At 74.2% G+C, this 20,868-nt stretch carries 16 protein-coding genes and 1 pseudogene; 6 read left to right on the forward strand and 11 right to left on the reverse strand.

Going from position 1 to position 20,868, the window contains the following annotated elements:
* The first annotated feature begins 62 nt into the window (after positions 1-62).
* Positions 63-1,799 carry an alpha/beta hydrolase gene (locus OG370_RS03905; protein WP_328460604.1) on the forward strand — a complete coding sequence of 579 codons (1,737 nt, stop codon included), beginning with the start codon at positions 63-65 and terminating at the stop codon, positions 1,797-1,799.
* A gap of 47 nt (positions 1,800-1,846) precedes the next feature.
* Here OG370_RS03905 and OG370_RS03910 read toward each other — a convergent pair whose 3' ends face one another.
* A complete protein-coding gene (locus OG370_RS03910) occupies positions 1,847-2,578 on the reverse strand; it encodes an SOS response-associated peptidase (RefSeq protein WP_328460606.1) in 732 nt (243 codons plus the stop codon).
* A 111-nt stretch (positions 2,579-2,689) separates the two neighbouring features.
* On the opposite strand from OG370_RS03910, the gene OG370_RS03915 reads away from it, so the two are divergent.
* Entirely contained in the window at positions 2,690-4,948 is a 2,259-nt protein-coding gene (locus OG370_RS03915) for a DUF7507 domain-containing protein (protein ID WP_328460608.1), read from the forward strand.
* Between the two features lie 12 nt (positions 4,949-4,960).
* Here OG370_RS03915 and OG370_RS03920 read toward each other — a convergent pair whose 3' ends face one another.
* From OG370_RS03920 to OG370_RS03945, 6 genes are all read right to left on the reverse strand, one after another.
* Positions 4,961-6,169, reverse strand: coding sequence for a sensor histidine kinase (locus OG370_RS03920; protein WP_328460610.1), 1,209 nt, complete (start codon positions 6,167-6,169; stop codon positions 4,961-4,963).
* Positions 6,166-6,825 (reverse strand): response regulator transcription factor, encoded by a 660-nt coding sequence (locus OG370_RS03925; protein WP_328460612.1) that lies wholly within the window; start codon positions 6,823-6,825, stop codon positions 6,166-6,168. Before OG370_RS03925 ends, OG370_RS03920 begins: the two co-directional genes overlap by 4 nt.
* Before the next feature lie 4 nt (positions 6,826-6,829).
* Complete coding sequence (locus OG370_RS03930) at positions 6,830-7,714, reverse strand: FAD:protein FMN transferase (protein ID WP_328460614.1); 885 nt, start codon at positions 7,712-7,714, stop codon at positions 6,830-6,832.
* A gap of 3 nt (positions 7,715-7,717) precedes the next feature.
* Positions 7,718-7,909 carry a hypothetical protein gene (locus OG370_RS03935; RefSeq protein WP_328460616.1) on the reverse strand — a complete coding sequence of 64 codons (192 nt, stop codon included), beginning with the start codon at positions 7,907-7,909 and terminating at the stop codon, positions 7,718-7,720.
* A 97-nt stretch (positions 7,910-8,006) separates the two neighbouring features.
* A complete protein-coding gene (locus tag OG370_RS03940) occupies positions 8,007-8,948 on the reverse strand; it encodes a class I SAM-dependent methyltransferase (protein WP_328460618.1) in 942 nt (313 codons plus the stop codon).
* Between the two features lie 106 nt (positions 8,949-9,054).
* A complete protein-coding gene (locus OG370_RS03945; protein WP_328460620.1) occupies positions 9,055-9,624 on the reverse strand; it encodes a helix-turn-helix domain-containing protein in 570 nt (189 codons plus the stop codon).
* 100 nt (positions 9,625-9,724) lie between these two features.
* Between OG370_RS03945 and OG370_RS03950 the strand changes: the two genes are divergently transcribed.
* Together OG370_RS03950 and OG370_RS03955 are read left to right on the forward strand one after the other, a co-directional pair.
* Positions 9,725-10,762, forward strand: coding sequence for an NAD(P)/FAD-dependent oxidoreductase (locus OG370_RS03950; RefSeq protein ID WP_328460622.1), 1,038 nt, complete (start codon positions 9,725-9,727; stop codon positions 10,760-10,762).
* A 268-nt stretch (positions 10,763-11,030) separates the two neighbouring features.
* Positions 11,031-12,695: an MFS transporter gene (locus OG370_RS03955; RefSeq protein WP_443060611.1), complete on the forward strand. Its 1,665-nt coding sequence runs from the start codon at positions 11,031-11,033 to the stop codon at positions 12,693-12,695.
* 99 nt (positions 12,696-12,794) lie between these two features.
* On the opposite strand, the gene OG370_RS03960 is transcribed toward OG370_RS03955, so the two are convergent.
* Entirely contained in the window at positions 12,795-14,816 is a 2,022-nt protein-coding gene (locus OG370_RS03960) for a S53 family peptidase (protein WP_328460624.1), read from the reverse strand.
* A 151-nt stretch (positions 14,817-14,967) separates the two neighbouring features.
* Positions 14,968-16,449, reverse strand: coding sequence for a SulP family inorganic anion transporter (locus tag OG370_RS03965; RefSeq protein WP_328460626.1), 1,482 nt, complete (start codon positions 16,447-16,449; stop codon positions 14,968-14,970).
* Positions 16,450-17,024: 575 nt separating this feature from the next.
* On the opposite strand from OG370_RS03965, the gene OG370_RS03970 reads away from it, so the two are divergent.
* Positions 17,025-17,426 carry a MerR family transcriptional regulator gene (locus OG370_RS03970; RefSeq protein ID WP_328460628.1) on the forward strand — a complete coding sequence of 134 codons (402 nt, stop codon included), beginning with the start codon at positions 17,025-17,027 and terminating at the stop codon, positions 17,424-17,426.
* Positions 17,427-17,581: 155 nt separating this feature from the next.
* A complete protein-coding gene (locus OG370_RS03975; RefSeq protein ID WP_328460630.1) occupies positions 17,582-18,469 on the forward strand; it encodes an alpha/beta fold hydrolase in 888 nt (295 codons plus the stop codon).
* 226 nt (positions 18,470-18,695) lie between these two features.
* Here the strand turns inward: OG370_RS03975 and eno are convergent.
* Positions 18,696-19,951: pseudogene (gene eno, locus OG370_RS03980) on the reverse strand (phosphopyruvate hydratase).
* Positions 19,952-20,005: 54 nt separating this feature from the next.
* Complete coding sequence (locus OG370_RS03985) at positions 20,006-20,500, reverse strand: inorganic diphosphatase (protein WP_328460632.1); 495 nt, start codon at positions 20,498-20,500, stop codon at positions 20,006-20,008.
* Between the last annotated feature and the right edge of the window lie 368 nt (positions 20,501-20,868).

Below are 20,868 nucleotides of genomic sequence, written 5' to 3' on the forward strand. Positions count from 1 at the left end.
ACCCCGAACCCTCCGGCGTACTCCGGTGACCTAGGTCCCGCCGGTACGCGACGGTGGTCCGCATGACAGCGAGACCTCACTTCCCGGGCATGCCGCGGCGGCCCAGGACCCGGCACGGCCGGCGCCGTACACCCTTCGTCGTGGCCTTCGCGGTGGCCGCGGCCCTGCTCGCCCTGGCCGGCCTGGCCTGGATACCCGGACCGGCGCGGGCGGTAGGGGCCGCCGCACCGGTCACGGCCTCGACCTCGGCCCCGGCCCGTACCGCCGGCGCCGAGGCCCGCCTGGTGGACCGCGTGCCCACGCCCGTCCTGCACTGGACGGCCTGCCGCAAGACCGACGCGTGCGCGACCGCCCGGCTCCCGCTGGACTACGGCAAGCCGCTCGGCGCGACCATCGACGTGGCGCTCCTGCGGGTCGGGGCGAAGGACCCCGCGCACCGCCTGGGCACGCTCTTCGTCAACCCCGGCGGGCCCGGCGACTCGGCCAGGGACTTCGCCGCGTTGCTGCCGCAGGGCGTGAGCCAGGCGATCCTCGACCGGTTCGACATCGTCGGTGTGGACCCCCGCGGGGTCGGCGGCAGCCGGCAGATCCGGTGCTTCGGCACGACGGCGCGGCAGGCCCGCGCGCTGGGCCCGCTCACCTCCGCCCCCTTTCCCGTGACGGCGGCCGAGCAGCTCTCCTGGGTCGGCGCCGCCGAGACGTTCGGCCGGGCCTGCGCGACCACCGGCCGGCAGGTCGCCTCGGCGATGTCCACCACGCAGGACGCCCGCGACATGGACGTGCTGCGGCGGGCCGTGGGCGACGGCAAGCTGACCTACCTCGGCGAGTCCTTCGGGTCCTACCTCGGGCAGGTCTACGCGAACATGTTCCCGGACCGGGTCCGGGCGATCGCGCTCGACGGCATCGTCGACCCGCAGGCGATCGCCGGCACCGCGGCCGGCGCGGATCAGCCGGTCTTCGACCGGATGGGCTCGGCCACCGCCAGCTACCGCGCGCTGCACGAACTGCTCGACCGCTGCGGGCGGGCCGGCCCGTCCGTCTGCTCCTTCGCCGACGCGGACCCCCAGGCCCGGTTCGGCCGGCTGGCCGACCGGCTGCGGGCCCACCCGCTGCGCCTCGCCGCGCCCGGCGTCACCACGACCACCTACACGTACGCGAACCTGGTCCGCGACACGGAGCAGTGGCTGCACGACCCGGACGGATACGTCGGCCTGTTCGCCGACCTGACCGACCTGGCGCGGCTCACCGCGGCCGGCGGCGCGGGCGACGATCAGGCCGCCGTGGTCCGGCGCTTCCTCGCGCGCCACCCCGCCGCGCAGCCCGCGGCGGGCTACGACAACCGGCTCGAAGCCTTCTCCGGGAAGGTGTGCGCGGACGGTCCGCACGCCGCGCGCGCCGCGTCGTGGCCGGCCGCCGCCGCGGCGGCGGACCGTGCCGCCCCGTACTTCGGGGCGTACTACGCCTGGCTGAGCGTGCAGTGCGCGGGCAGCACCTGGCCCGCGCAGGACGAGGCCGTCTACCGGGGCCCGTTCGACCGGCGCACCGCCGCGCCCGTGCTGGTGATCGGCGACCTGTGGGACCCGGCGACCAGTGACGACAGCGCGGTGAAGGTGGCCGGGCTGCTGCCCAACAGCCGCCTGGTCTCCAGCGACAGCTGGGGCCACGAGGCGCTGGGGACGTCGGCCTGCGTGGACGACACGGCGTTCGGCTACCTGCTCAGGCCGCTGGCCCGCGCCCCAAAGGTCACCCACTGCCGCGGCGACGTCCAGCCCTTCGGCCAGGAGCCGTCCGCCACCTGAACCGCCCGCCCACCCCGGCCGACCCGCCCCGGCCCGTGCTCATGCCCTCAGCGTGCCTCGGCGATCAGTTCGGGCCCGTCGTTGCGGACGCTGTTGACGGTGGGCGGGACCGGGCGCAGGTCCAGGTCGCCGTCGGACGGGAGCGCCAGGAGGGCGCGCAGGTCGTCCGGGGCGTGCTGGTCCGGGTCGAGCCACTCGGCGTAGTGCTCGGGGGCGATCGTGAGGGGCATCCGGGGATGGACGCGGCCGGAGGAGTCGGTCGCGTCGGTGGTGATGATCGTGCAGGAGACGATCCACTCCCGCTCGTCCTCCGGCAGCGACCGGTCCCGCCAGAACTCGTAGAGGCCGGCCATCGCCAGCAGCGAGCCGTCGGCCGGGTGCAGGTAGTACGGCTTCTTCGCCGCCTTCCTGTGCTCGGTCGCCGGAACGGTCTCCCATTCGTAGTAGCCGTCGGCGGGGAGCAGGCAGCGCCGGGTGGTGAACGCCTTGCGGAAGGCGGGCTTCTCGTGGACGCTCTCGGCCCGCGCGTTGATCAGCTTCGCCCCCGCGGACGGCGACTTCGCCCAGGACGGCACCAGCCCCCAGCGCAGCGGGCGCAGCTGCCGGACCGGCTCGGCGGCCTCCTCGCCCCTGCGTTCCACCACGCCCCACACCTGGTCGGTCGGTGCCACGTTCCAGCTCACCGCCGGTGCCTGCTCCCCCTCCCTGACCTGCACCTGGGCGGCGAACGCGGTCGCGAGATCCTGCGCGGCCCTGGCCGCGACATACCTTCCGCACATCCCTCCACGGTGCCACGCCCGCCGCCAGGTGGGGATCATCGCGCAGCCGTCCGGCGTACCCGGCGGACCGACCTGGGTCGAACTCCCGGCGAACGGTCGATATGTGAAGGTATGACGAGACGATTGCAGCCATGGAGGTTCGGCCTGCCCCGGGTCGGGACCGCCAGGGTCACCGCGGCCGCGCTGACCCTCGCGCTCGGCGCCGGAGCGGCCCTGTCGCTGGACACCAGCGCCCACGCCCAGCCCCGCGCCGGCGGCACGCCCCTGATCGGCGAGACGTTCACCCAGGCCACCGCGCCGGACTTCACCGGTGTGGGGTCGGCCTGCCTGACCGGGGCCGCCGCCGCGCCGGCGCCGGGCGCGGGGGACCATCCGCTGGGCGGCTGTCCGGACGGGACCGGGCCGGTGCCGCCGGCCGACGGGGCGCCGCACGGCTACCTGCGGCTCACCGACGCGTCCAACGACCAGTCAGGAGCGGTCCTCTACAACCACGCGCTGCCCGCCACCCAGGGTCTCGACGTCACCTTCGACCAGTGGCAGTACGGCAGCACCACCCCGGCCACCCCCGCCGACGGCATCTCGTTCTTCCTGGTCGACGGCGACCGCGCGCTGACCCACCCCGGGGCCTTCGGCGGCAGTCTCGGCTACGCCCAGAAGCTCCCCGACGACGACCCCGCCGCCACCTTCCTGCCCGGCGTGGACGGTGGCTACCTCGGCGTCGGCCTCGACGTCCTCGGCAACTACTTCGGTGACTGGGAGCACCGCGGGAACGGCTGCGCCGACCGGTCCCCCGCCGGGACCCAGTTCCGCGTGCCGGCCCCCGGGGCCAACATGGTCACGCTGCGCGGCCCCGGCGACGGCACCGAGGGCTACTGCTTCCTGACCGCCACCACGAACAACTTCAGCACCACCGGGCCCTGGCCCTCGACCCTTCCCGGGCGGTTGCAAGGGCCCCTGACCGAGCTGCCGGCGGGCGCCACCCCGGTCCAGGCCGAGGCCGCGCTCGAACCGTCGCGCCGCCGGGTCCACGTGCAGATCACCCCGGCGCCCGACCCGGTGGTGAACGTCTCGGTGGACTTCAACGACGGCACCGGCCCCCACCAGGTGCTGAGCACTCCCGCACCGCAGCCGCTGCCCGCCACGTACAAGTTCGGGTTCGCGGCCTCCACCGGTCTGTTCACCGACGTCCACCTCATCCGGAACGTGGCCGTCAGCACCGATCAGCCGCTGCCCCGGCTCGACCTGGTCAAGCAGGTGCGGCAGCCGCTGCCCGGCGACCTGGTGGCCGGCACGCGGGTCCCCTACGACTTCGTGGTCACCAACTCCGGCGGGACGGACCTCACCGGCCTCAACGTCGACGACCCGAAGGTCGGCCCCGTGTCGTGCCCGACCACGACGCTCGCCCCCGGCGAGACGACGACCTGCACCGCGACGTACACGGTCACCGCCGCGGACGTGGCACACGGCTCCATCGAGAACACCGCCACCGCCAGCGGCACCTCCGACGACCAGACGGTCACGTCACCGCCGTCGTCGGAGCACGTGCCGATCGAACTGCCGCCCGGCATCGTGGTGGAGAAGAAGGCGCAGACCCCCGGACCGTACTCCGTCGGCCAGACGGTCGAGTTCTCCTACGCCGTACGCAACACCGGCGGCACGCGGCTGACCGGTGTCCACGTCGACGACGACCACATCACCGGCATCACCTGCGACGCCACCACGCTCGCCCCCGCGGGGAGCCCTGACGACAGCACCACCTGCCACGGCAGCTACACCATCACGGCGGCCGACGGAACGGCCGGCTTCGTCACCAACACCGCCACGGCGAGCGGCACTTCGGACGAACGCACGGTGACCTCCCCGCCGACCCGGCAGACGCTGCCGGTCGGGGCACCGCACCTCACCCTGAAGAAGCGCGTGGCGACCCCCGGCCCCTACGCCGCCGGCGACACCGTGCGCTACACCTACACCGTCACCAACACCGGCAGCACGGACCTCCACGACGTGCTGGTCAGCGACGACCGCGTCACCGGCATCACCTGCGACGCCACCACGCTGGCGCCCGGGGCGAGCACCACCTGCCAGGGCAGCTACACCATCACCAAGGCCGACGCCGAGGCATGCGGGAAGGCCGAGGGGACGACCAAGGGCAAGGGCGGGGACGACTGCGACTGCCCGGTCACCAACGTGGCCGTGGCCGCCGGGACCGATCCGCACGGCAACCAGGTCGCCAGCCGGCCCGCGAGCGTCACCATCACCGTCGGCAGCGCTCCGCACCCGCGGCCCCCGCACCACAAACCGCCGCACCAGAAGCCGTCGCACGGCAAGCCCATCCACCGGAAGCCCGCGCACCAGGACCAGCACGCATAAGGGGCGTGCCTGTCAGGGCGGAGTGTCGCGGCCGGCGTCCGCGGGGAGTCGCAAGGTCACGCTCAGGCCGCCCTCCGTGCGGGCCGTCGCCGTGGCGCTGCCGCTGTGGGCGCGGGCGACGGCCCGCACGATGGACAGGCCCAGGCCCGTGCCGTCCGGAAGGTCGCGCGGGCCGCTGCGGCGTCGGGTGCGGTCGCCGCGGTTGAACGGCTCGAACAGCTCCTCCACGTGGTCGGGTCGCAGGGCGGGCCCGTCGTTGACCACGGTGAGCCGCGCCGCGCCGTCGCCGGTCGGGGCGGCGGTGACCCGCAACAGGCCGCCGTCGCTGTTGTAACGGACCGCGTTCTCCAGCAGGTTGGAGACCGCGATGCCCAGCAGCGCGATGTTGGCGAGCAGCGGGGTGGAGACGAGGTCGGTCTCCAGGCACAGGCCCTGCGCCCGGACCCGGCCGGCCACCTGGTCGAGCGCTTCCGCCGCGACGTCGGCGAGGTCGTCCTCGACCAGGTCGGTGGCGCCGCGCTCGGAGCGGGCGAGTACCAGCAGCGCGGCGATCAGCCGCTGGGCGCTGCCGGTGGCGTCCGCGACGTCGGCCGCCATGGTGCGCCACTGCGCCTCGGTGACGACGGGTTTGGCGAGGGTGACCTCGACGGCCGCCCGGGTCAGCGCCAGCGGTGTGCGCAGTTCATGGCTGGCGTTGGCGACGAACCGGCGTTGGGCGCCGAAGGCGTGGTCGAGGCGTTCGAGCATCTCGTCGAACGTGTCGCCGAGTTCCCTGAGTTCGTCGGACGGCCCGGACAGGCGCAGCCGTACGTGCAGGGTCGCGTCGGTGGCCTTGCGCGCGGCGGCGGTGATCTCGGCGATCGGCCGCAGCAGCCGGCCCGCGACCCACCAGCCCACCAGGGTGGACAGCGCCACGACGACCGTCAGCAGCAGCAGCGCGATGACCAGAAGGCGCGACGCCGCCGCGTCACGGATCTGGTCGGACAGGCCCACGAAGTTGTCGTGGTCGGGGTCCAGGCTGCTGGGTAATTTGGAGGCGGGCAGCGGGCGGAAGATCTCGTGGTACAGCGCGGTGGTCATGGCCAGCACCAGGGCACTGCCGCCGACCGTGAACAAGGCGGCGTAGGTGAGGGTGAGGCGCGTGCGAATGGTCAGCGACGGCCGACGCAGCCGGCGCACCGTACGACGCAGCAGTCCGGCCGTGGGGCCGGGCGCGTTCACCGGGCGATCCGGTAGCCGGCGCCCACGAGGGTGTCGATCAGGTCGGGCGGGCCGAGCTTGCGCCGGAGCCGGTTGACGGTCACCCGCACGGTGTTGGTGAACGGGTCCGCGTTCTCGTCCCAGGCCCGCTCCAGGAGCTGTTCATGGCTGAGCACCGCCCCGTCCGCGGCCAGCAGCAGCCGCAGCACGGTGAACTCCTTGGCGGTGAGGGGCACCGGCCGGCCGCCGCGCACCACGGTCCGCCGCAACGTGTCCATGGTCAGGTCACCGCAGACCAGGGTCACTCCGTGCGATCCCTTGCGCCGGCCCAAGGCCCGTACGCGCAGGGTGAGTTCGGCGAAGGAGAAGGGCTTGCCCAGGTAGTCGTCGGCGCCGAGGGTCAGCCCGTCGACGCGGTCGTCGATGCCCGACAGGGCGGTGAGCATGAGGATCATCGGCGGTTCGGCCCGGCCCGCGAGTTCCGCGCAGACCTCGTCGCCGGACCGGCCGGGCAGGTCGCGGTCGAGGATGAGGACGTCGTAGCCGCCGTTGATCTCGACCTTGGTCAGCGCGTCGTCGCCGTCGTGGCTGACGTCCACCGCCATGCCCTGGTCCCGCAGCCCTTCGGCTATGACGGCGGCCAGCCGCTGCTCGTCCTCGACTATCAGGATACGCATGGCCTCATCCTGTCCTCTGGCCGCCTTCCCCGGCCGCCGGCTCCCCTTCCAGGCGGATCAGGCCGGCCAGCCCGGAGGTGGCGTGGATACGGCCCCGGGTGTCGACACTCAGCGCCTGGTACGGGGTGGCGGCGGCGAGACGGTCGAGCCAGGCGCGGGCGCGCGCCGTGGTCGGCTGCGCCATCGCGGCCGCGGCATGGAGGTCGGCCCGGGCCAGGTCGGGGCCGGTCACGGTGACCTGGGTGAGGTCGGTGGCACCTGGTCCGGTCGCGGGGGTGCGGACGTACGCGGCGCGCTCGGCGGCCTGGCAGGTGGCGACCGCTCCTTCGTGGATCTCCAGCGTGGCGAGCAGCCCGCCCGTCACGCGCGGGTGGGCCAGCCGCACCCGCCAGGCGGCGCCGGCATCGGATCGCAGCCGCAGGTCGCCGCCCGCGTTCAGGACGTGCCGGGTCAGTCCGCGGGCGGCCAGCAGCGCGCTCGCGCGTTCCGCCGCCCAGCACTTGACCGCTTCGCGCGGATCGAACCGCGGAGCTCCGCCGTCCTGTCCCGTGTGTACGGGCCCGCGTCCGTCCCGGCCGCGTCCGGCGCGGCCTCCGCCGTCCCAGGCGGCTGAAGCGCGCTCCCCGACGGCCCGCAGGGTCTCGCACAGCTCCCGCGCCTCGTGGCTCTCCTGGCCGCCGAGGTGGCCGTCGAGGTCGGCGGCGCCGAGCAGTCCCTCGCAGATCAGGCGGACCGAACTGCCCTGCCGGGGAGCGCAGATGGCCTCCTCGACGCGGTGCAGCAAGGCGAAGGCGGCCCCGGTCGCGCGGTGGAAGGTGCCGAAGTCGGCGGCGTCCGGGGCCGCGATCGAGATCCTGGCGCCCAGGACGCCGTCCCTCGCGGTGCGCACCGGTCAGCGCCCGGCCGCGGAGTCGGCCGCCCGCCGGGACCGCGCGCGGGCGGCCGACGCGTACGCCGTGCCGTACTCGGTGCTGTGCACGGCGCCGGGACGTAACGGTCCTCGCAGCGGCCGTCGCAGCGGCGGCAGGGCCCGGGCACGGTGCCGGCCGTCCGGACGGCTGAGCGCACCACTCGTCCTCGTCATGGCAGCTTCTTCCAGCAGGCGGGCTGCTTGCCCGTCCACTGTTCCCGCCGCGACCTAACGTCCGGGTAACACGTCCGCCGGCGGTCCTGCCCTCGGGTCAGGCGCGGCGGGCGGCCCATACGGCGCGTTCGGTGCGGACCGCGAGATCGTCGCGGCGCAGGATGCTGAAGGGGCCGCCGGTGTCGAGCAGTTGGTCGAGCGCGCGGAGGTCCTCGGCGGGAAGGGCGGAGGCGGCGCCGGCGCGCAGACGCTCGAGGCTGCTGAGCGCGTAGCGGCCGACGGCGTCGTCACGGGAGGCGTCGACGCGCACGCTGACCGTCCGCTCGCCCGCGGCGGCGAACCCGGCGGCGGCCAGCCTGGGGCCCCAGTCGGCGCCGCGGTGCGGCACGTGCTCGGTGTGGTGGCGGGCGAGGGCGGCGTGGCAGCGGTCCTCCAGGCCGGGCCGCTCCCGCGGCGCGTCGGCGGGCAGGAAGCGCGGGAAGCCGGCCAGTTCGACGACGGCGAACAGGCCACCGGGCGCGAGCAGTTCACGGACCGCGCGCAGCGTGCGGTCGGGGTCGGCCAGGTGGTGCAGCGACGCCGACGCCCACACCAGCTCGGGCCGGCCGAGGTCGGGCCACTCCCCGTCGAGGTCGGCCGCCACCGTGCGCACCCGGTCGGCGACCCCGAGCGCCTCGGCCTTCTCCCGCAACCGCTCCAGGTGGCCCGCGGAGGCGTCCACGGCGGTCAGTTCCGCCGCGGGGAAGCGCGCGAGCAGGGCGAAGGTGCCGGCCCCGGTGCCGCAGCCCAGGTCCACGATGTGGCGCGGCTCGACGTCGACCGGCAGCCACGCGGTGATGGCCGCGGTGTGCTCGGCGAGCACCTCCGCGTCCAGGTCGAGCAGCTCCGCCTGGCCCTCGGAGTCGGGGGTGTGCGGGGGAAGGGGGTGCGCGCCGTGGAGCGCCGGGTGCGCCGGGTCTGCTTGGCGAGCCTGGTGCGCCTGGTGCGCCTGGTGCGCCTGGTGCGCCTGGTGCGCCTGGTGCGGGGAAGCGTCGGTCATACGGCCACGCTAGGAGGACCGCGCCGACGCGGCACCACGGTTCCCGGGGTGCGCAAGACGATGGCCGGATGGGCTGCCGGACGCGCAAGAGGCCCGGGGTACCGGCTCAGGCGTCCTCGCCACGCTGATGGCCGCGGCGCGCGTCGCGGTCGAAGATGCCCAGGATCTCGCAGGGCCCGCCCTCGGCGCCGATCGCGTGCGGCAGCATCGTGGGGAACTCCGCGGACTGGTTCGCCTCCACGCGGATGCGCCGGTTGCCGAGCAGCAGGACCGCGGTGCCGGACAGGACCACGAGCCACTCGCGGCCCGGATGGGCGCGCATGCGGGCCGGGTTGTCGGGCGGCGGGTTCGTCATGCGCTGCCGCAGCACGCTCATGCCCGGGTACGCCTTCATCGGCCAGCGCATCAGCCCGTGGGCCGCGTCGATCGTCGGGCTGGTGATGACGTCGTCGGTGGCGGTCTCGACGAGCTGGTCCAGGGAGGTGTCCAGCGCCCGCGCGAGGGTGACGAGCTGGTCGAGCGCCAGCCGGCGCTGGCCGTTCTCGATCCGGCTGAGCGTGGACTGGCTGACCTTGGCCCGGCCGGCCAGTTCCTCCAGGGACCAGCCCTGCGCCACCCGCAGGGCCCTGATCCGTTTGCGTACCAGGCTTTCCAGCTCGCCATCGTCTTGCGCCATAGGCAAGATCCTATGCCCCTCTCGCAAGGCGTGCCTATCGTCGTGAGTACGCGTACGGCCCGGAACAGCCGCGGCCGGCCAGAGGGAAAGGGACGACGCCATGGCTGTGACCGCTTCCGGGTGGGAGACCGACCAGCTGCCGGGCGGGACGGTCGACGCCGTGGTGATCGGCGGCGGCGCCGCGGGGCTGAACGGCGCGCTGATGCTCGCCCGCTCCCGCCGCTCGGTCGTCGTGGTCGACAGCGGCACCCCGCGCAACGCACCCGCCGACGCCGTGCACGGCCTGCTCGGCCTGGAGGGCACCGCGCCGGCCGAACTGCTGCGAAGGGGGCGCGAGGAGGTACGCAGCTACGGCGGCCTGGTCGTGGCCGGTGAGGTGGCCTCGGCCGCACCCGCCTCCGCTTCGACCCCTTCAGCCTCCGCTTCCGCCGAGGGGAACGACCCTCGCTTCACCGTCACCCTCGCCGACGGCGGCGCCCTGACCGCGCGACGCCTGCTCGTCGCCACCGGGCTGCGCGATGTCCTGCCCGACGTGCGCGGGCTCGCCGAGCACTGGGGCCACGGCGTGGTGCACTGTCCGTACTGCCACGGCTGGGAGGTGCGCGACGAGTCCATCGGGGTGCTGGCCGTGGGCCCCGCCTCGGTCCACCACGCCCTGCTCTTCCGCCAGTTGACCGACGACCTCGTCTACTTCAGCCGCGGCACCGAACCCGACGGCGACACCCGAGCGCGCTTCGCCGCCCGCGGCATCCGGATCGTCGATGCCCCGCTGGAACGGGTCGTCACCGACCGGGAGGGCGGCATCGCGGGCGTGCGCCTGGCCGACGGGCAGCTCGTGGACCGCCGGGTCCTCGCGGTCGTGACCCGCATGCTCGCCCGCACCGACGGGCTGGAGGGGCTCGGCCTTCCGATGGAGGACTTCCCCGGCGGAATGGGCCGCCGCTTCTCCGCCGGCCCGGCCGGCGTCACCGACGTGCCCGGGGTGTGGGTGGCCGGCAACGCCACCGACCTCACCGCCCAGGTCGGCGCCTCGGCGGCGGCCGGTGCGCTGGCCGGCGCCCATATCAACGCCGACCTGGCCGCGGCCGACACCGAGGCGGCGCTCGCGGCGGTGCGGCGCGACGACAGCGCCGCCTGAAATCCGCCGACGCCCGCCTGACGCCGCCTGACGCCGGTGCACGCCCAGCGGCCGCGCAACTCCCCGATCCCGTAGGCCCGTAGACCCGTCACCCGCGGCGCGACGTAGCCGCGGGCCCGCACTCCCGCACGCGCGGGTATCCGCGGACGAACGTGCCCCGCGGGCCTGTTCACGACACCCGCCCTGGCGCCCGGCGACCGCCGCGCGCCGCTGTCCGCATGCCTCTTTCCGCTGTCCGCTGCCCGTTTCGCGCTGTCCGGAGGACCCCTTGAGTACGAACCCGCTCCCCCAGGTGGGCGCCGTTGATCCGGTCGGCGCGACCGGCGAGCGCGTGCCGGACGCCCGCCGGCGTCGCACGATCCTGGTGGCCGTCTGCGTCGCGTTGATGGCCGTGATCGCGTCGGTGTCCGGGCTCAACGTGGCCCAGCCGGACCTCGCGGTCGCGTTCGGCGCCTCGCAGAGCACCATCCTGTGGATCATCAACATCTACACGCTCACCCTGGCCGCGCTGCTCCTGCCGCTCGGCTCGCTCGGCGACCGGGTGGGCCGCAAACCGATGCTGCTGACCGGTCTGGCCGTCTTCGGTGCGGCCAGCGCGGCGGCCGGGCTCGCCCCGTCGACGGAGGTGATGCTCGCCGCGCGGGTGCTCAGCGGGGTGGGCGCGGCGATCATCATGCCCATCACGCTCGCCGTCATCACCTCCACCTTCCCGCCGGAGGAGCGCGGCCGGGCGATCGGCGTGTGGACCGGGGTCGCCGGAGGCGGCGGCATCGTCGGCATGTTCCTGTCCGCCGCCCTGGTGGACCTGGCGAGTTGGCGCTGGCTGTTCGTCCTGCCGGTCGTGCTCGTCGTCGTGGCGTTCGTGATGGCGCTGCGGTTCGTTCCCCACTCCCGTGAGCGGTCGGGGCACGGCTTCGACACCGTCGGCGCGCTGACCTCGATCGTCGCGGTGGTCGGCCTCATCTTCGTCCTGCAGGACGGTCCCGAACACGGCTGGACCGCTCCCGCGACGCTGCTCGCCCTCACCGTCGGGGTGGTCGCCGCCGCCGGGTTCGTGGCGTGGCAACTGCGCCTTCGCGACGCAGCGTTGCTGGACGTACGCCTCTTCCGCGCGCGCGGGCCGGCCGGCGGATCGATCACGCTGCTCGCGGTCTTCGGCGTGCAGGCGGGCATCTTCGTGGTCCTCTTCCCGTTCTTCCAGGCCGTGTTGGGCTGGTCCGGGCTGCTGTCCACGGTGGCGCTCATGCCCATGGCGGTGCTCATGATGCTCACGTCCGGCCTCGCGCCCAAACTCGCCGCGCGGATCGGCGGCCGGTCCACCATGGCGGCCGGCGTCTTCCTGGCCGGCGCCGGGCTGGCCCTGATGGCGGCGCTCGTCTCCGTCAGCGGCGGCTACCTGTCGGTGCTGCCCGGCATGCTCGCGATGGGGATCGGCATGGGACTGTCGATGACGCCCTCGACGGAGGCCATCACCAGCGCGCTTCCGCGGGAGCGCCAGGGCGTGGCCTCCGCGCTCAACGACGTCACCCGGGAGTTCGGCACCGCGCTCGGCGTCGCGCTCCTCGGCGCGCTGCTGTCCGCCGGCTACCGCCATGCCATCGACGGGCGGCTCGACGGCATACCCTCCGGCTCCGCCGCCACCGCGCGCGAAGGCGTCGCCAACGCGGTCGAGGCCGCGAACGGCGCCGGCCCCCACGCCCACGAACTGGTCGACGCGGCCCAGCAGTCCTTCGTCGACGGCTGGCAGCGGGCCATGTGGGCGGGCGTCGCCGTCATGGCCGCCCTCTTCCTCTACCTCCTCGCCCGCGGCCCCCTCCACCCCGCACCCACGTCGACGGAACGACCGATCACCACCGAACCCGTCTCCCCCGCCGCCATCCCCGTCTCCCCCGCCGGTCCCCTCCCGCCCCCGGGCGGCCCGGACCCGGCGTGACGACCGCGCCGGCAGGCATCTCGGCGACCCCTCGGGCACGACCTCTGGTGGAGAAGTGCGCCGGCGCGCGGGTCCAGCGGGTGCGCGTCGGGGGGACGGTCAGCGGGGGGCGTGGCGCAGGGCGGTGAGGAAGGCGGGGCCGTTCGGGGTGCCGACGCCTGTCATCGTGTCGTAGCCCTTGGCGGTGACCTGCTGGGTCTGGGCGGGGTCCTGGGCGTCGAAGACGTCGATGCCCGGGCTGGTCCCGGCGCCGTCGGCCGCGATCCAGGCGCTCCGGTCCTGCTGCGGCGCCGAGGGGCGGATCGGCAGGACGTCGTGGAGGGCGCGGCTGCCGGCCAGGCGGTAGAGCAGCGGGTTGATGAAGCCGAAGGGCTCGCGGCCCTGCTGCGCGTCGGCGACCAGCCCGGCGATCAGCGGGCACGCCAGGCTGGTGCCGGCGTTCGGCATCGTGTGGTACCGCCCCGGCTTGCCGTGGCTGACCGTGTCGATGTAGCCGGTCAGCATGCCGGTGTCGGGGTCGGCGTCGGCCGCGATGTCGGGCACCGCCCGGCCGGTGACCGTGTGCTTGCCGACGCGGACCCGCGCCATCGACGCGGGCACGACGCCCTTCTGGTAGCCGGGTTGCCGGTACACACCGCTGGTGCCTCCGCCGCCGCCGCTGATGCCGACGTCGTTCCACTTGCCGCCGTCCAGGTAGCCGTAGTCGTCGGACCAGCCGGTCTCGAACACCCGGTTCCCGGCCGGCCCGAGGCCGACGGTGGTGCCGCCGACCGCGACCGCGTACGGGTCGGAGTCGGTGACCGTCAGGCCGGTGGTGTCACCGGACGCGAAGTACATGCCGACCCCCTCGGCGGCGGCCCGTACGTCGATCGCGTGCACGGTCTTCGCCGGCACCTCTCCCAGCGGGATCTGCCACGAGTTGGACACGAGGGAGGCTTGCGGACGGTCGCCCTTCCCGTTCAGTACCGCGAGCGCGGCGTCGAGCAGCGCCTGGTCCTCGTCGCAGCCCTGGCCCACGACCATCAACTGGTCGGCGCCGGGCGCCATCGCGTAGACCGCCTCGGAGTCCATCTCCGCCTCGTCGTCGACGGCGGGCCCGTCCGCCGCGTCGCGCGCCCGGGTCGGCGACGCGCAGGCGCTGCCGGCGGTGACCTGCCTGAACTGGGAGCGCGTCGGCAGCGGCAGACGGTTGCTCTTCGCGTAGTCCGTCAGCGTCTGGAACATCGCGGTCGGCGGTGTCTCCTCGGTGAGGGCGACGGTCTGGCCCTTCCCGGTGGCCGTCCACGTCGCCCCGTAGGCCGCGCGCAACTGGGCGGCGGAGTAGCCGCAGATCGGGAGCGACGCCTTGGTCAGCCCCCGGTAGGCCGGGTGGAAGCTGTGCACGTGCTGCGCCCAGGAGCGGGAACACGTCGCCGGCTTCGAGGAGTTCGGGGAGTTCGATACCGTCGGAGCCGTCGGAACCGTCGGGGCCGACTGAGCGGTGCCGCGTCCTCCCGCGGAGCCGTCGCCGAGCCCGGTCACGCCCAGCACGTCGGGCGCGAGCGCGGCCGGCACCGACACCTCGCGGTCGTTGGACTGGAACTCCGTGCCACCGCCCGCCGCGTCCTTCGCCCGGTACCGGCCGATCCGCACCCGGAACGCCGACTGGACCGCGGACACCGGCCCGGTCGCCGAGACGTAGTCACGGCCGCCGTCGACGTGAACGGCCTTCAGCCCCTTGGCGGTCAGCCACGACGCGACCGCCTCGGCGCGTGCGGCCGAGGGGGCGAACCGCGCGGTGTAGGCGCTCGGCGCCAGGTAGTGCCGGTACTCGGCGTTGCCCGGCGTGGCGACCGCGTCCGCGAACGCCTCGGCGCCCGCCAGGTCAGGCGCCAGCCACACCTGGACGGTCATCGCCTGGGCGGCGGGCGCGGTCCCGACGAGAGTCGCGGCGGGCACCGCCGGGGAGACCGAGCCCGGCACCGTGGCGGTGGACGCCGCGCGTGCGGTGCCGGGCGCCCCCAGCACCGCGCCCGCGGCCATCACGGCAAGGCAGGCGGCCACGGCACGCGCCGCGCCACGACCACCGCTGCCGGTCGCGGCCGTTGCCGTTCCCCGCTCACGCCGGCGCACTCGTCCCATCGGTCTCCCACTCCTCCGCAACCACACCTGCCCCGGCGGCCTCCGCCCCCGCTCTGTGTACAACGCACCCCGGCCGCCCCCGGTTGCGGCAGGCCGGCGGTCGCGACCCGGTCGGCCGTACACGTCTCCCCGCCGGCGCGGCGGGAGGGGATCAGTGGCCGCCGGTGAGCGCGCCGCTGAGGTCGCCGTGCATCCGGGCGCTGTGCTCGTCGAGCCCGACGATCTCCACGGCCTTGCCGCGGCCCGCGTACCTGGTGGTGATCGCGTCCAGGGCCGCGACGGAGGAGGCGTCCCAGACGCGGGCACCGCTGAGGTCGATGACGACCCGGTCGGGGTCGCCGGCGTAGTCGAACCGGGCCACCAGGTCGTTGGCGGAGGCGAAGAAGAGCTGGCCGGTGACGGCGTAGACGACGCTCGCCCCGTCGGGGTCGACGACCGCGGTGACGTCGGTGAGTCGGGCGACCCGGCGGGCGAAGATCACCATGGCGAGGACCGTGCCGACCACGACACCGATCGACAGGTTGCCGGTGGCCACGACCACGGCGACGGTGACGACCATCACGGTGGTCTCGCCGATCGGCATCCGCTTCAGCGTGGCGGGCCTGACGGAGTGCCAGTCGAAGGTGCCGACCGACACCAGCACCATCACCGCGACCAGCGCGGCCATCGGGATGCGGGAGACCACCGGCCCGAGGACGATGCACAGGATCAGCAGGAAGAACCCCGCCAGGAACGTGGACAGCCGGGTCCGGGCGCCGTTCTTGACGTTGATCATGGTCTGGCCGATCATCGCGCAGCCGCCCATACCGCCGAAGAGCCCGGTGACGATGTTGGCGACGCCCTGCCCGATGGACTCGCGGGTCTTGTTGGAGGGGGTGTCGGTGATGTCGTCCACGAGCTTGGCGGTCATCAGCGTCTCCATCAGGCCGACCAGTGCCATCGCCAGCGCGTAGGGCGCGATCACGGTCAGCGTGTGCGGGTCGAACGGTACGTCCGGCAGCCCCGGCGCAGGCAGCGACGACGGCAGCCTGCCCTTGTCGCCGACCGTCGGCACCGAGATCCCCGCCGCCACCGTGACCACCGTCAGGATCACGATGGACACCAGCGGCGCGGGCACCGCCTTCGTCAGGCGCGGGAAGAACACCATCATCGCCAGCCCCGCGACGACCAGCGGATACACCGCCCAGGGCACGTCATGGAGGTTGGGGATCTGTGCGGTGAACAGCAGGATGCCCAGCGCGTTGACGAAGCCCACCATCACCGAACGCGGCACGAACCGCATCAGCTTGGCCACCCCGAGCGAGCCCAGCACGATCTGGAAGACGCCGGCCAGGATCACCGTCGCGATGAGGTAGCCGAGCCCGTGGTGGCGGACGACCGGTGCCACGACCAGCGCGACGGCGCCGGTGGAGGCGGAGATCATCGCCGGCCGCCCGCCGACGAACGCGATGACCATCGCCATCGTGCAGGCCGCGAAGAGCCCGACCTTGGGGTCCACACCGGCGATCACGGAGAACGAGATCGCCTCGGGGATCAGCGCCAGTCCGACCACCAGGCCGGCCAGCACCTCCACCCGGAAGACGTTCGGGGACAGCCAGGGCGGCCGGGGCAGGCCGCGCGGGCGCACGGGCACGTTCGAAGGCGAGGGCGGAGGCGGCGGGAGGGGCGACGGCGATGTCAGCAAGACCGGGTGCCTGTCGGGCTCGGGCGCGGCCGGTCGCGGCCGCGCGAGGAGGACGCGCGGGGCCGAGGCGGCGGTGCGCGGATCGCCCGTCGGGGCGGGCGGAGGTCGGGGAAGTGGCGTGCGGCCGGGGGGAGTTCGGCAGCGGGCCGGCATGCGGCGAGGGGGCCGCGGGGGACGAGGGGGTGCCCGGCGTCGGGCCGGGCGTACGGAGGCCGACCGGCTCAGCGCGCGGGCGGCCTCATGGCCTCACGGCGGACAGCAGGCGGCAGCGAGCGGCTGGGACATGCGCACGCCTCGTCTCTCCTGCTCGCGGGTTCGGCGGGGGCGTCGTCGGCCCCGACATGGCAGCGCGCGGGCACGGAAGCCCGCACACTGGTGGGGAGCGGCGCGGGCCGCCCTCACCGTCGGCAACTCTACCCTAACGTTAGGGTAGAGATGGCTGGCGATCGGCTCGCAAGACGTGACGTCGGCGTGACGTGCCAGGGAAGAGAACCCAAGGAAGAGAAGGGGCCGGGACCACGGTCGTGGACAGCAGGCACATGCAGATCGGCGAGGTGGCCGAACGGACCGAGCTGTCCCTGCGGACCATCCGGCACTACGAGGAGACCGGCCTGGTCACCCCCTCCGCCCGGTCCCAGGGCGGCTTCCGCCTCTACACCGAAGCCGACGTCGCCCGCCTGATGGTCATCCGCCGGATGAAGCCGCTCGGCTTCACCCTGGAGGAGATGCGCGACCTGCTGGCGGCCACCGACCGCCTGGACACCCCGGCCCCCTCCGCCGCCGAGCGCGAAGCCCTGCTCGAACGCGTCAGGGCGTACGAGCAGACCGCCGCGACGAAGATCCAGGACCTGCGGGTCCAGTTGGCCCGGGCCGAGGAGTTCGCCGCCACCCTCCGCACCCGGCTGGAGCAGGGCGCCCGCCCCTGAGCACCCGCCCCTGGATGCCCCGGCCCGCCGGATACGGCCGTCCGGCGCGTGGGGGGCGTGCGCGCGGTGTGCGCCGCGCCCATGACGTGCGGCCCCGCGGTCCTTATCCTGATCCTGCTCGGGCCGTATCGGACGGCGGGAAGCGGGTGTCGCGCATGCGGGCGTGGGAGGACACGGCTGTCGAGGTGGCGGGCGGGCGGCTGGCGGTACGGCGATGGCCGGGCCGGCCGGGCGCGGGCGTCGTGCTCGCCGCACACGGCATCTCCGGCAACGGGCTGTCCTGGGCGCTGGTCGCCGAGGCGCTCGGCGACGTGGAGGTGATCGCCCCCGACCTGCGCGGGCGCGGGCACAGCCGGGACGTGCCGGGCCCGTACGGCATGGCGCGGCACGCCGAGGACCTGGTGGCGGTGCTCGACCGCTTCGGGATCGGGCGGGCGGTGCTGGCCGGCCACTCGATGGGCGGGTTCGCCGCGTGCGCCGCGGCCCGCCGCGACCCGGGGCGCTACAGCGAACTGGTCCTCGTGGACGGCGGGTTGGGCGTCCCGGTGCCGGAGGGGGCGGACGTCGACGCGATGCTGCACGCGGTGCTCGGCCCGGCGATGGCCAGGCTGGACATGGAGTTCGCCGACCGGGCGGCCTACCACCGGTTCTGGGCCGGGCATCCGGCCTTCGACCGGCTCGGCGGGCCGCCGCTGGCCCGGTACCTGGAGCGCGACCTGACCGGCGAGGAGCCGCACCTGCGCTCGGCGTGCCGGGCGGCGGCGGTCCGGGAGGACGGCAGGGACCAACTACGCAACCCCGAGGTCTTCGCCGCGATCCACGAACTGACCCTCCCCGCCACCTTGTTGTGGGCCGAGCGCGGGTTGCGGGACGAGCCGGTGGGCCTGTACCCGCCGGAGGTGATCGCCTCCAGCGGGCTGGCCGGCGAGGGCGTGGACGTGTGTTTCGTGCCCGACGAGAACCACTACTCGCTGCTGCTGGGCGAGTCCGGGGCCCGGATCGTAGCCGGCCACCTCGCCGAGGCGGCCGGCCGCGCGGCGTAGCCGGCCCGCCGACGATCCGCGGTCGCCCCGCCGACGGTCCCTCCGGCCGTACCCCCGGGGCCGGTTCGGCCGGCCGCGGGCCGTCACACCGCGGGGATCGCCTCACCCGTGGAGACTGCCACGCCCGCAAGGATCTCGAACGAGTCCAGCGGGATCGGCTCGAACATCGCCGGCTGCTCCGGAAGCCGCCGGACCCCGCAGGTCCCCGCCCCCCACGGATTCCGGCTCAGGCCAGGCCGTACGGCAACTCCGGCTGGATGTCGGCGAGTTCGAGCAGCCGGTTGTACTTCGCCACCCGCTCACCCCTCGCCGGCGCACCCGACTTGAGCTGACCGGCACCCGTACCCACCACGAGATCGGCGATGAACGTGTCCTCCGTCTCCCCCGAGCGGTGCGAGACCATCCGGGTGTAGCCCGCGTCACGGCAGATCCGCATCGCCTCCAGGGTCTCGGTGACGGTGCCGATCTGGTTGACCTTGATCAGCGCGGAGTTGCCGACCTTCCGGTCGATCGCCTCGGTGATGATCGCCGGGTTGGTGACGAAGATGTCGTCGCCCATGATCTGGACCTTCTCGCCCAGCCGCGCCGTCAGCCGGACCCAGCCGTCCCAGTCCCCCTCGGCGAGCCCGTCCTCGATGCTCCGGACCGGGAACCGCCCGACGACCTCCTCGTACCGGTCGATCAACTCATCGGAGGAGAGCCGCTCTCCGGCCACCACATAGTGGTCCTCGTGCCAGAACTCGCTCGCCGCCGGGTCCAGGGCGATCGCCACACCCTCCCGGCCCGCCGTGTACCCGGCGTCCTCGATCGCCTCGACCAGCAGGCCCAGCACCTCCTCCGGGCTGTCGATGGCGGGCGCGAAACCGCCCTCGTCACCGAGCCCGGTCGCATGGCCGGCCGCGCCTTGAGCCGGCCATACACCTCGGCGCCGGCCCGTACCGCCTCGGCGAGGCTGGGCGCGCCGAGCGGGGCGAGCATGAACTCCTGGAAATCCAGGGCGTTCGCCGCATGGGCGCCGCCGTTGACGACGTTGAAGTGCGGCACCGGAAGCCGGGGCGGCGTGTGAGCCACCGCCGACAGCGACTCCCACAACTCCGCACCCCGCGCCGCGGCCTCCGCACGAGCCGCCGCCATCGAGACACCGATGATCGCGTTGGCACCCAACCGCGACTTGGTCGGCGTCCCGTCCAGGTCGATCAGCGCGGCGTCGACGTCGGCGGCCGCCCCGAAGTCCCGCCCGGCCAGCGCCTCCGCGATCTCACCGTTGACCTGCGCCACCGCCCTCGACACGCCCTGCCCACCGAACCGCGCCGGATCACCGTCACGCAACTCCACCGCCTCACGGCTGCCGGTGGAAGCACCCGAGGACACCCCCGCCCGCACCCGCGTCCCGTCCGCGGTGGCCAGGGTCACCGCGAGCGTCGGGCGAGCCCGCGAGTCCAGGATCTCGACCGCGTGCAACTCGGAGATGCGCAAAGTCATGGCTGGTCCGTTCTCGGGGCGCAGGGCGTCGTCGGGCCGATCGGTCCGCGGCGGTCAGGTCCGGGCCCGGGCGTGGGCGGCGCGCTCGCGGGACGCGTCGATCTCGGCGTACGCCGCGTCCTTGCCGTCCCAGTGCGAGCCCTCGACGGACTTGCCGGGTTCGAGGTCCTTGTAGACCTCGAAGAAGTGGGTGATCTCCAGCAGGTCGTACCGCGGTACGTCGCCGATGTCCTGCAGGTGCGCGTACCGCGGGTCGCGGGCGGGCACGCACAGCACCTTCTCGTCCGGGCCCCTCTCGTCGCTCATCCTGAACACGCAGACCGCACGGCAGTTGATGACGCACCCCGGATACGTGGGCTCGCCGACGATCACGAGCGCGTCCAGCGGGTCGCCGTCCCGGCCCAGCGTTCCGTCGATGTAGCCGTAGTCGGCCGGATAGCGGGTGGCGGTGAACAGCGTCCGGTCCAGCCGGATGCGGTGCTTCTCGTGGTCCATCTCGTACTTGTTCCGCGAACCCTGCGGGATCTCCACGGTCACATCGAATTCCACGACGTCCTCCTCGTCCGGTGGTCGGACCCCTCCGATGGTCAGGACCGGCGGTCTGGACCGCTCACGGGCGCGCGCCGCGGCCAGGTACGGGGGGCGACCGAGGGCGTACGGGCGGTGGCGTGCCCGCCCGGCCGGGGAAGGGCGCGGCTGCGGGACCGGAGCACGACGGGCGCTGCGGCGCGTCGCCATCGGCGGGGGAAGTACGGATACGGGCACGGCGCCTCCTGATCGATGCATCGACCAGGGACCGTCAGCGGCGGAGAGCCGCGGTTTTGGTGAGCCCCATCACCGGCACGCACCGCGGCACACCGTTGGCGTGCGCCTCGTCCGTGCGCTGATCCGAGTATCCCATGGATCATGCCGCCCGC

It is taken from the genome of Streptomyces sp. NBC_00448 (genome assembly GCF_036014115.1).
Lineage (GTDB): Bacteria > Actinomycetota > Actinomycetes > Streptomycetales > Streptomycetaceae > Actinacidiphila.

What these genes read in the sequence shown, in the direction of transcription:
- OG370_RS03910 (WP_328460606.1), bottom strand. Translation starts at nt 2,578, where the DNA reads ATGTGCGGAAGGTATGTCGCGGCCAGGGCCGCGCAGGATCTCGCGACC.
- OG370_RS03935 (WP_328460616.1), bottom strand. Translation starts at nt 7,909, where the DNA reads ATGACGAGGACGAGTGGTGCGCTCAGCCGTCCGGACGGCCGGCACCGT.
- OG370_RS03975 (WP_328460630.1), top strand. Translation starts at nt 17,582, where the DNA reads ATGCGGGCGTGGGAGGACACGGCTGTCGAGGTGGCGGGCGGGCGGCTG.
- OG370_RS03915 (WP_328460608.1), top strand. Translation starts at nt 2,690, where the DNA reads ATGACGAGACGATTGCAGCCATGGAGGTTCGGCCTGCCCCGGGTCGGG.
- OG370_RS03925 (WP_328460612.1), bottom strand. Translation starts at nt 6,825, where the DNA reads ATGCGTATCCTGATAGTCGAGGACGAGCAGCGGCTGGCCGCCGTCATA.
- OG370_RS03905 (WP_328460604.1), top strand. Translation starts at nt 63, where the DNA reads ATGACAGCGAGACCTCACTTCCCGGGCATGCCGCGGCGGCCCAGGACC.
- OG370_RS03945 (WP_328460620.1), bottom strand. Translation starts at nt 9,624, where the DNA reads ATGGCGCAAGACGATGGCGAGCTGGAAAGCCTGGTACGCAAACGGATC.
- OG370_RS03960 (WP_328460624.1), bottom strand. Translation starts at nt 14,816, where the DNA reads ATGGGACGAGTGCGCCGGCGTGAGCGGGGAACGGCAACGGCCGCGACC.
- OG370_RS03950 (WP_328460622.1), top strand. Translation starts at nt 9,725, where the DNA reads ATGGCTGTGACCGCTTCCGGGTGGGAGACCGACCAGCTGCCGGGCGGG.
- OG370_RS03940 (WP_328460618.1), bottom strand. Translation starts at nt 8,948, where the DNA reads ATGACCGACGCTTCCCCGCACCAGGCGCACCAGGCGCACCAGGCGCAC.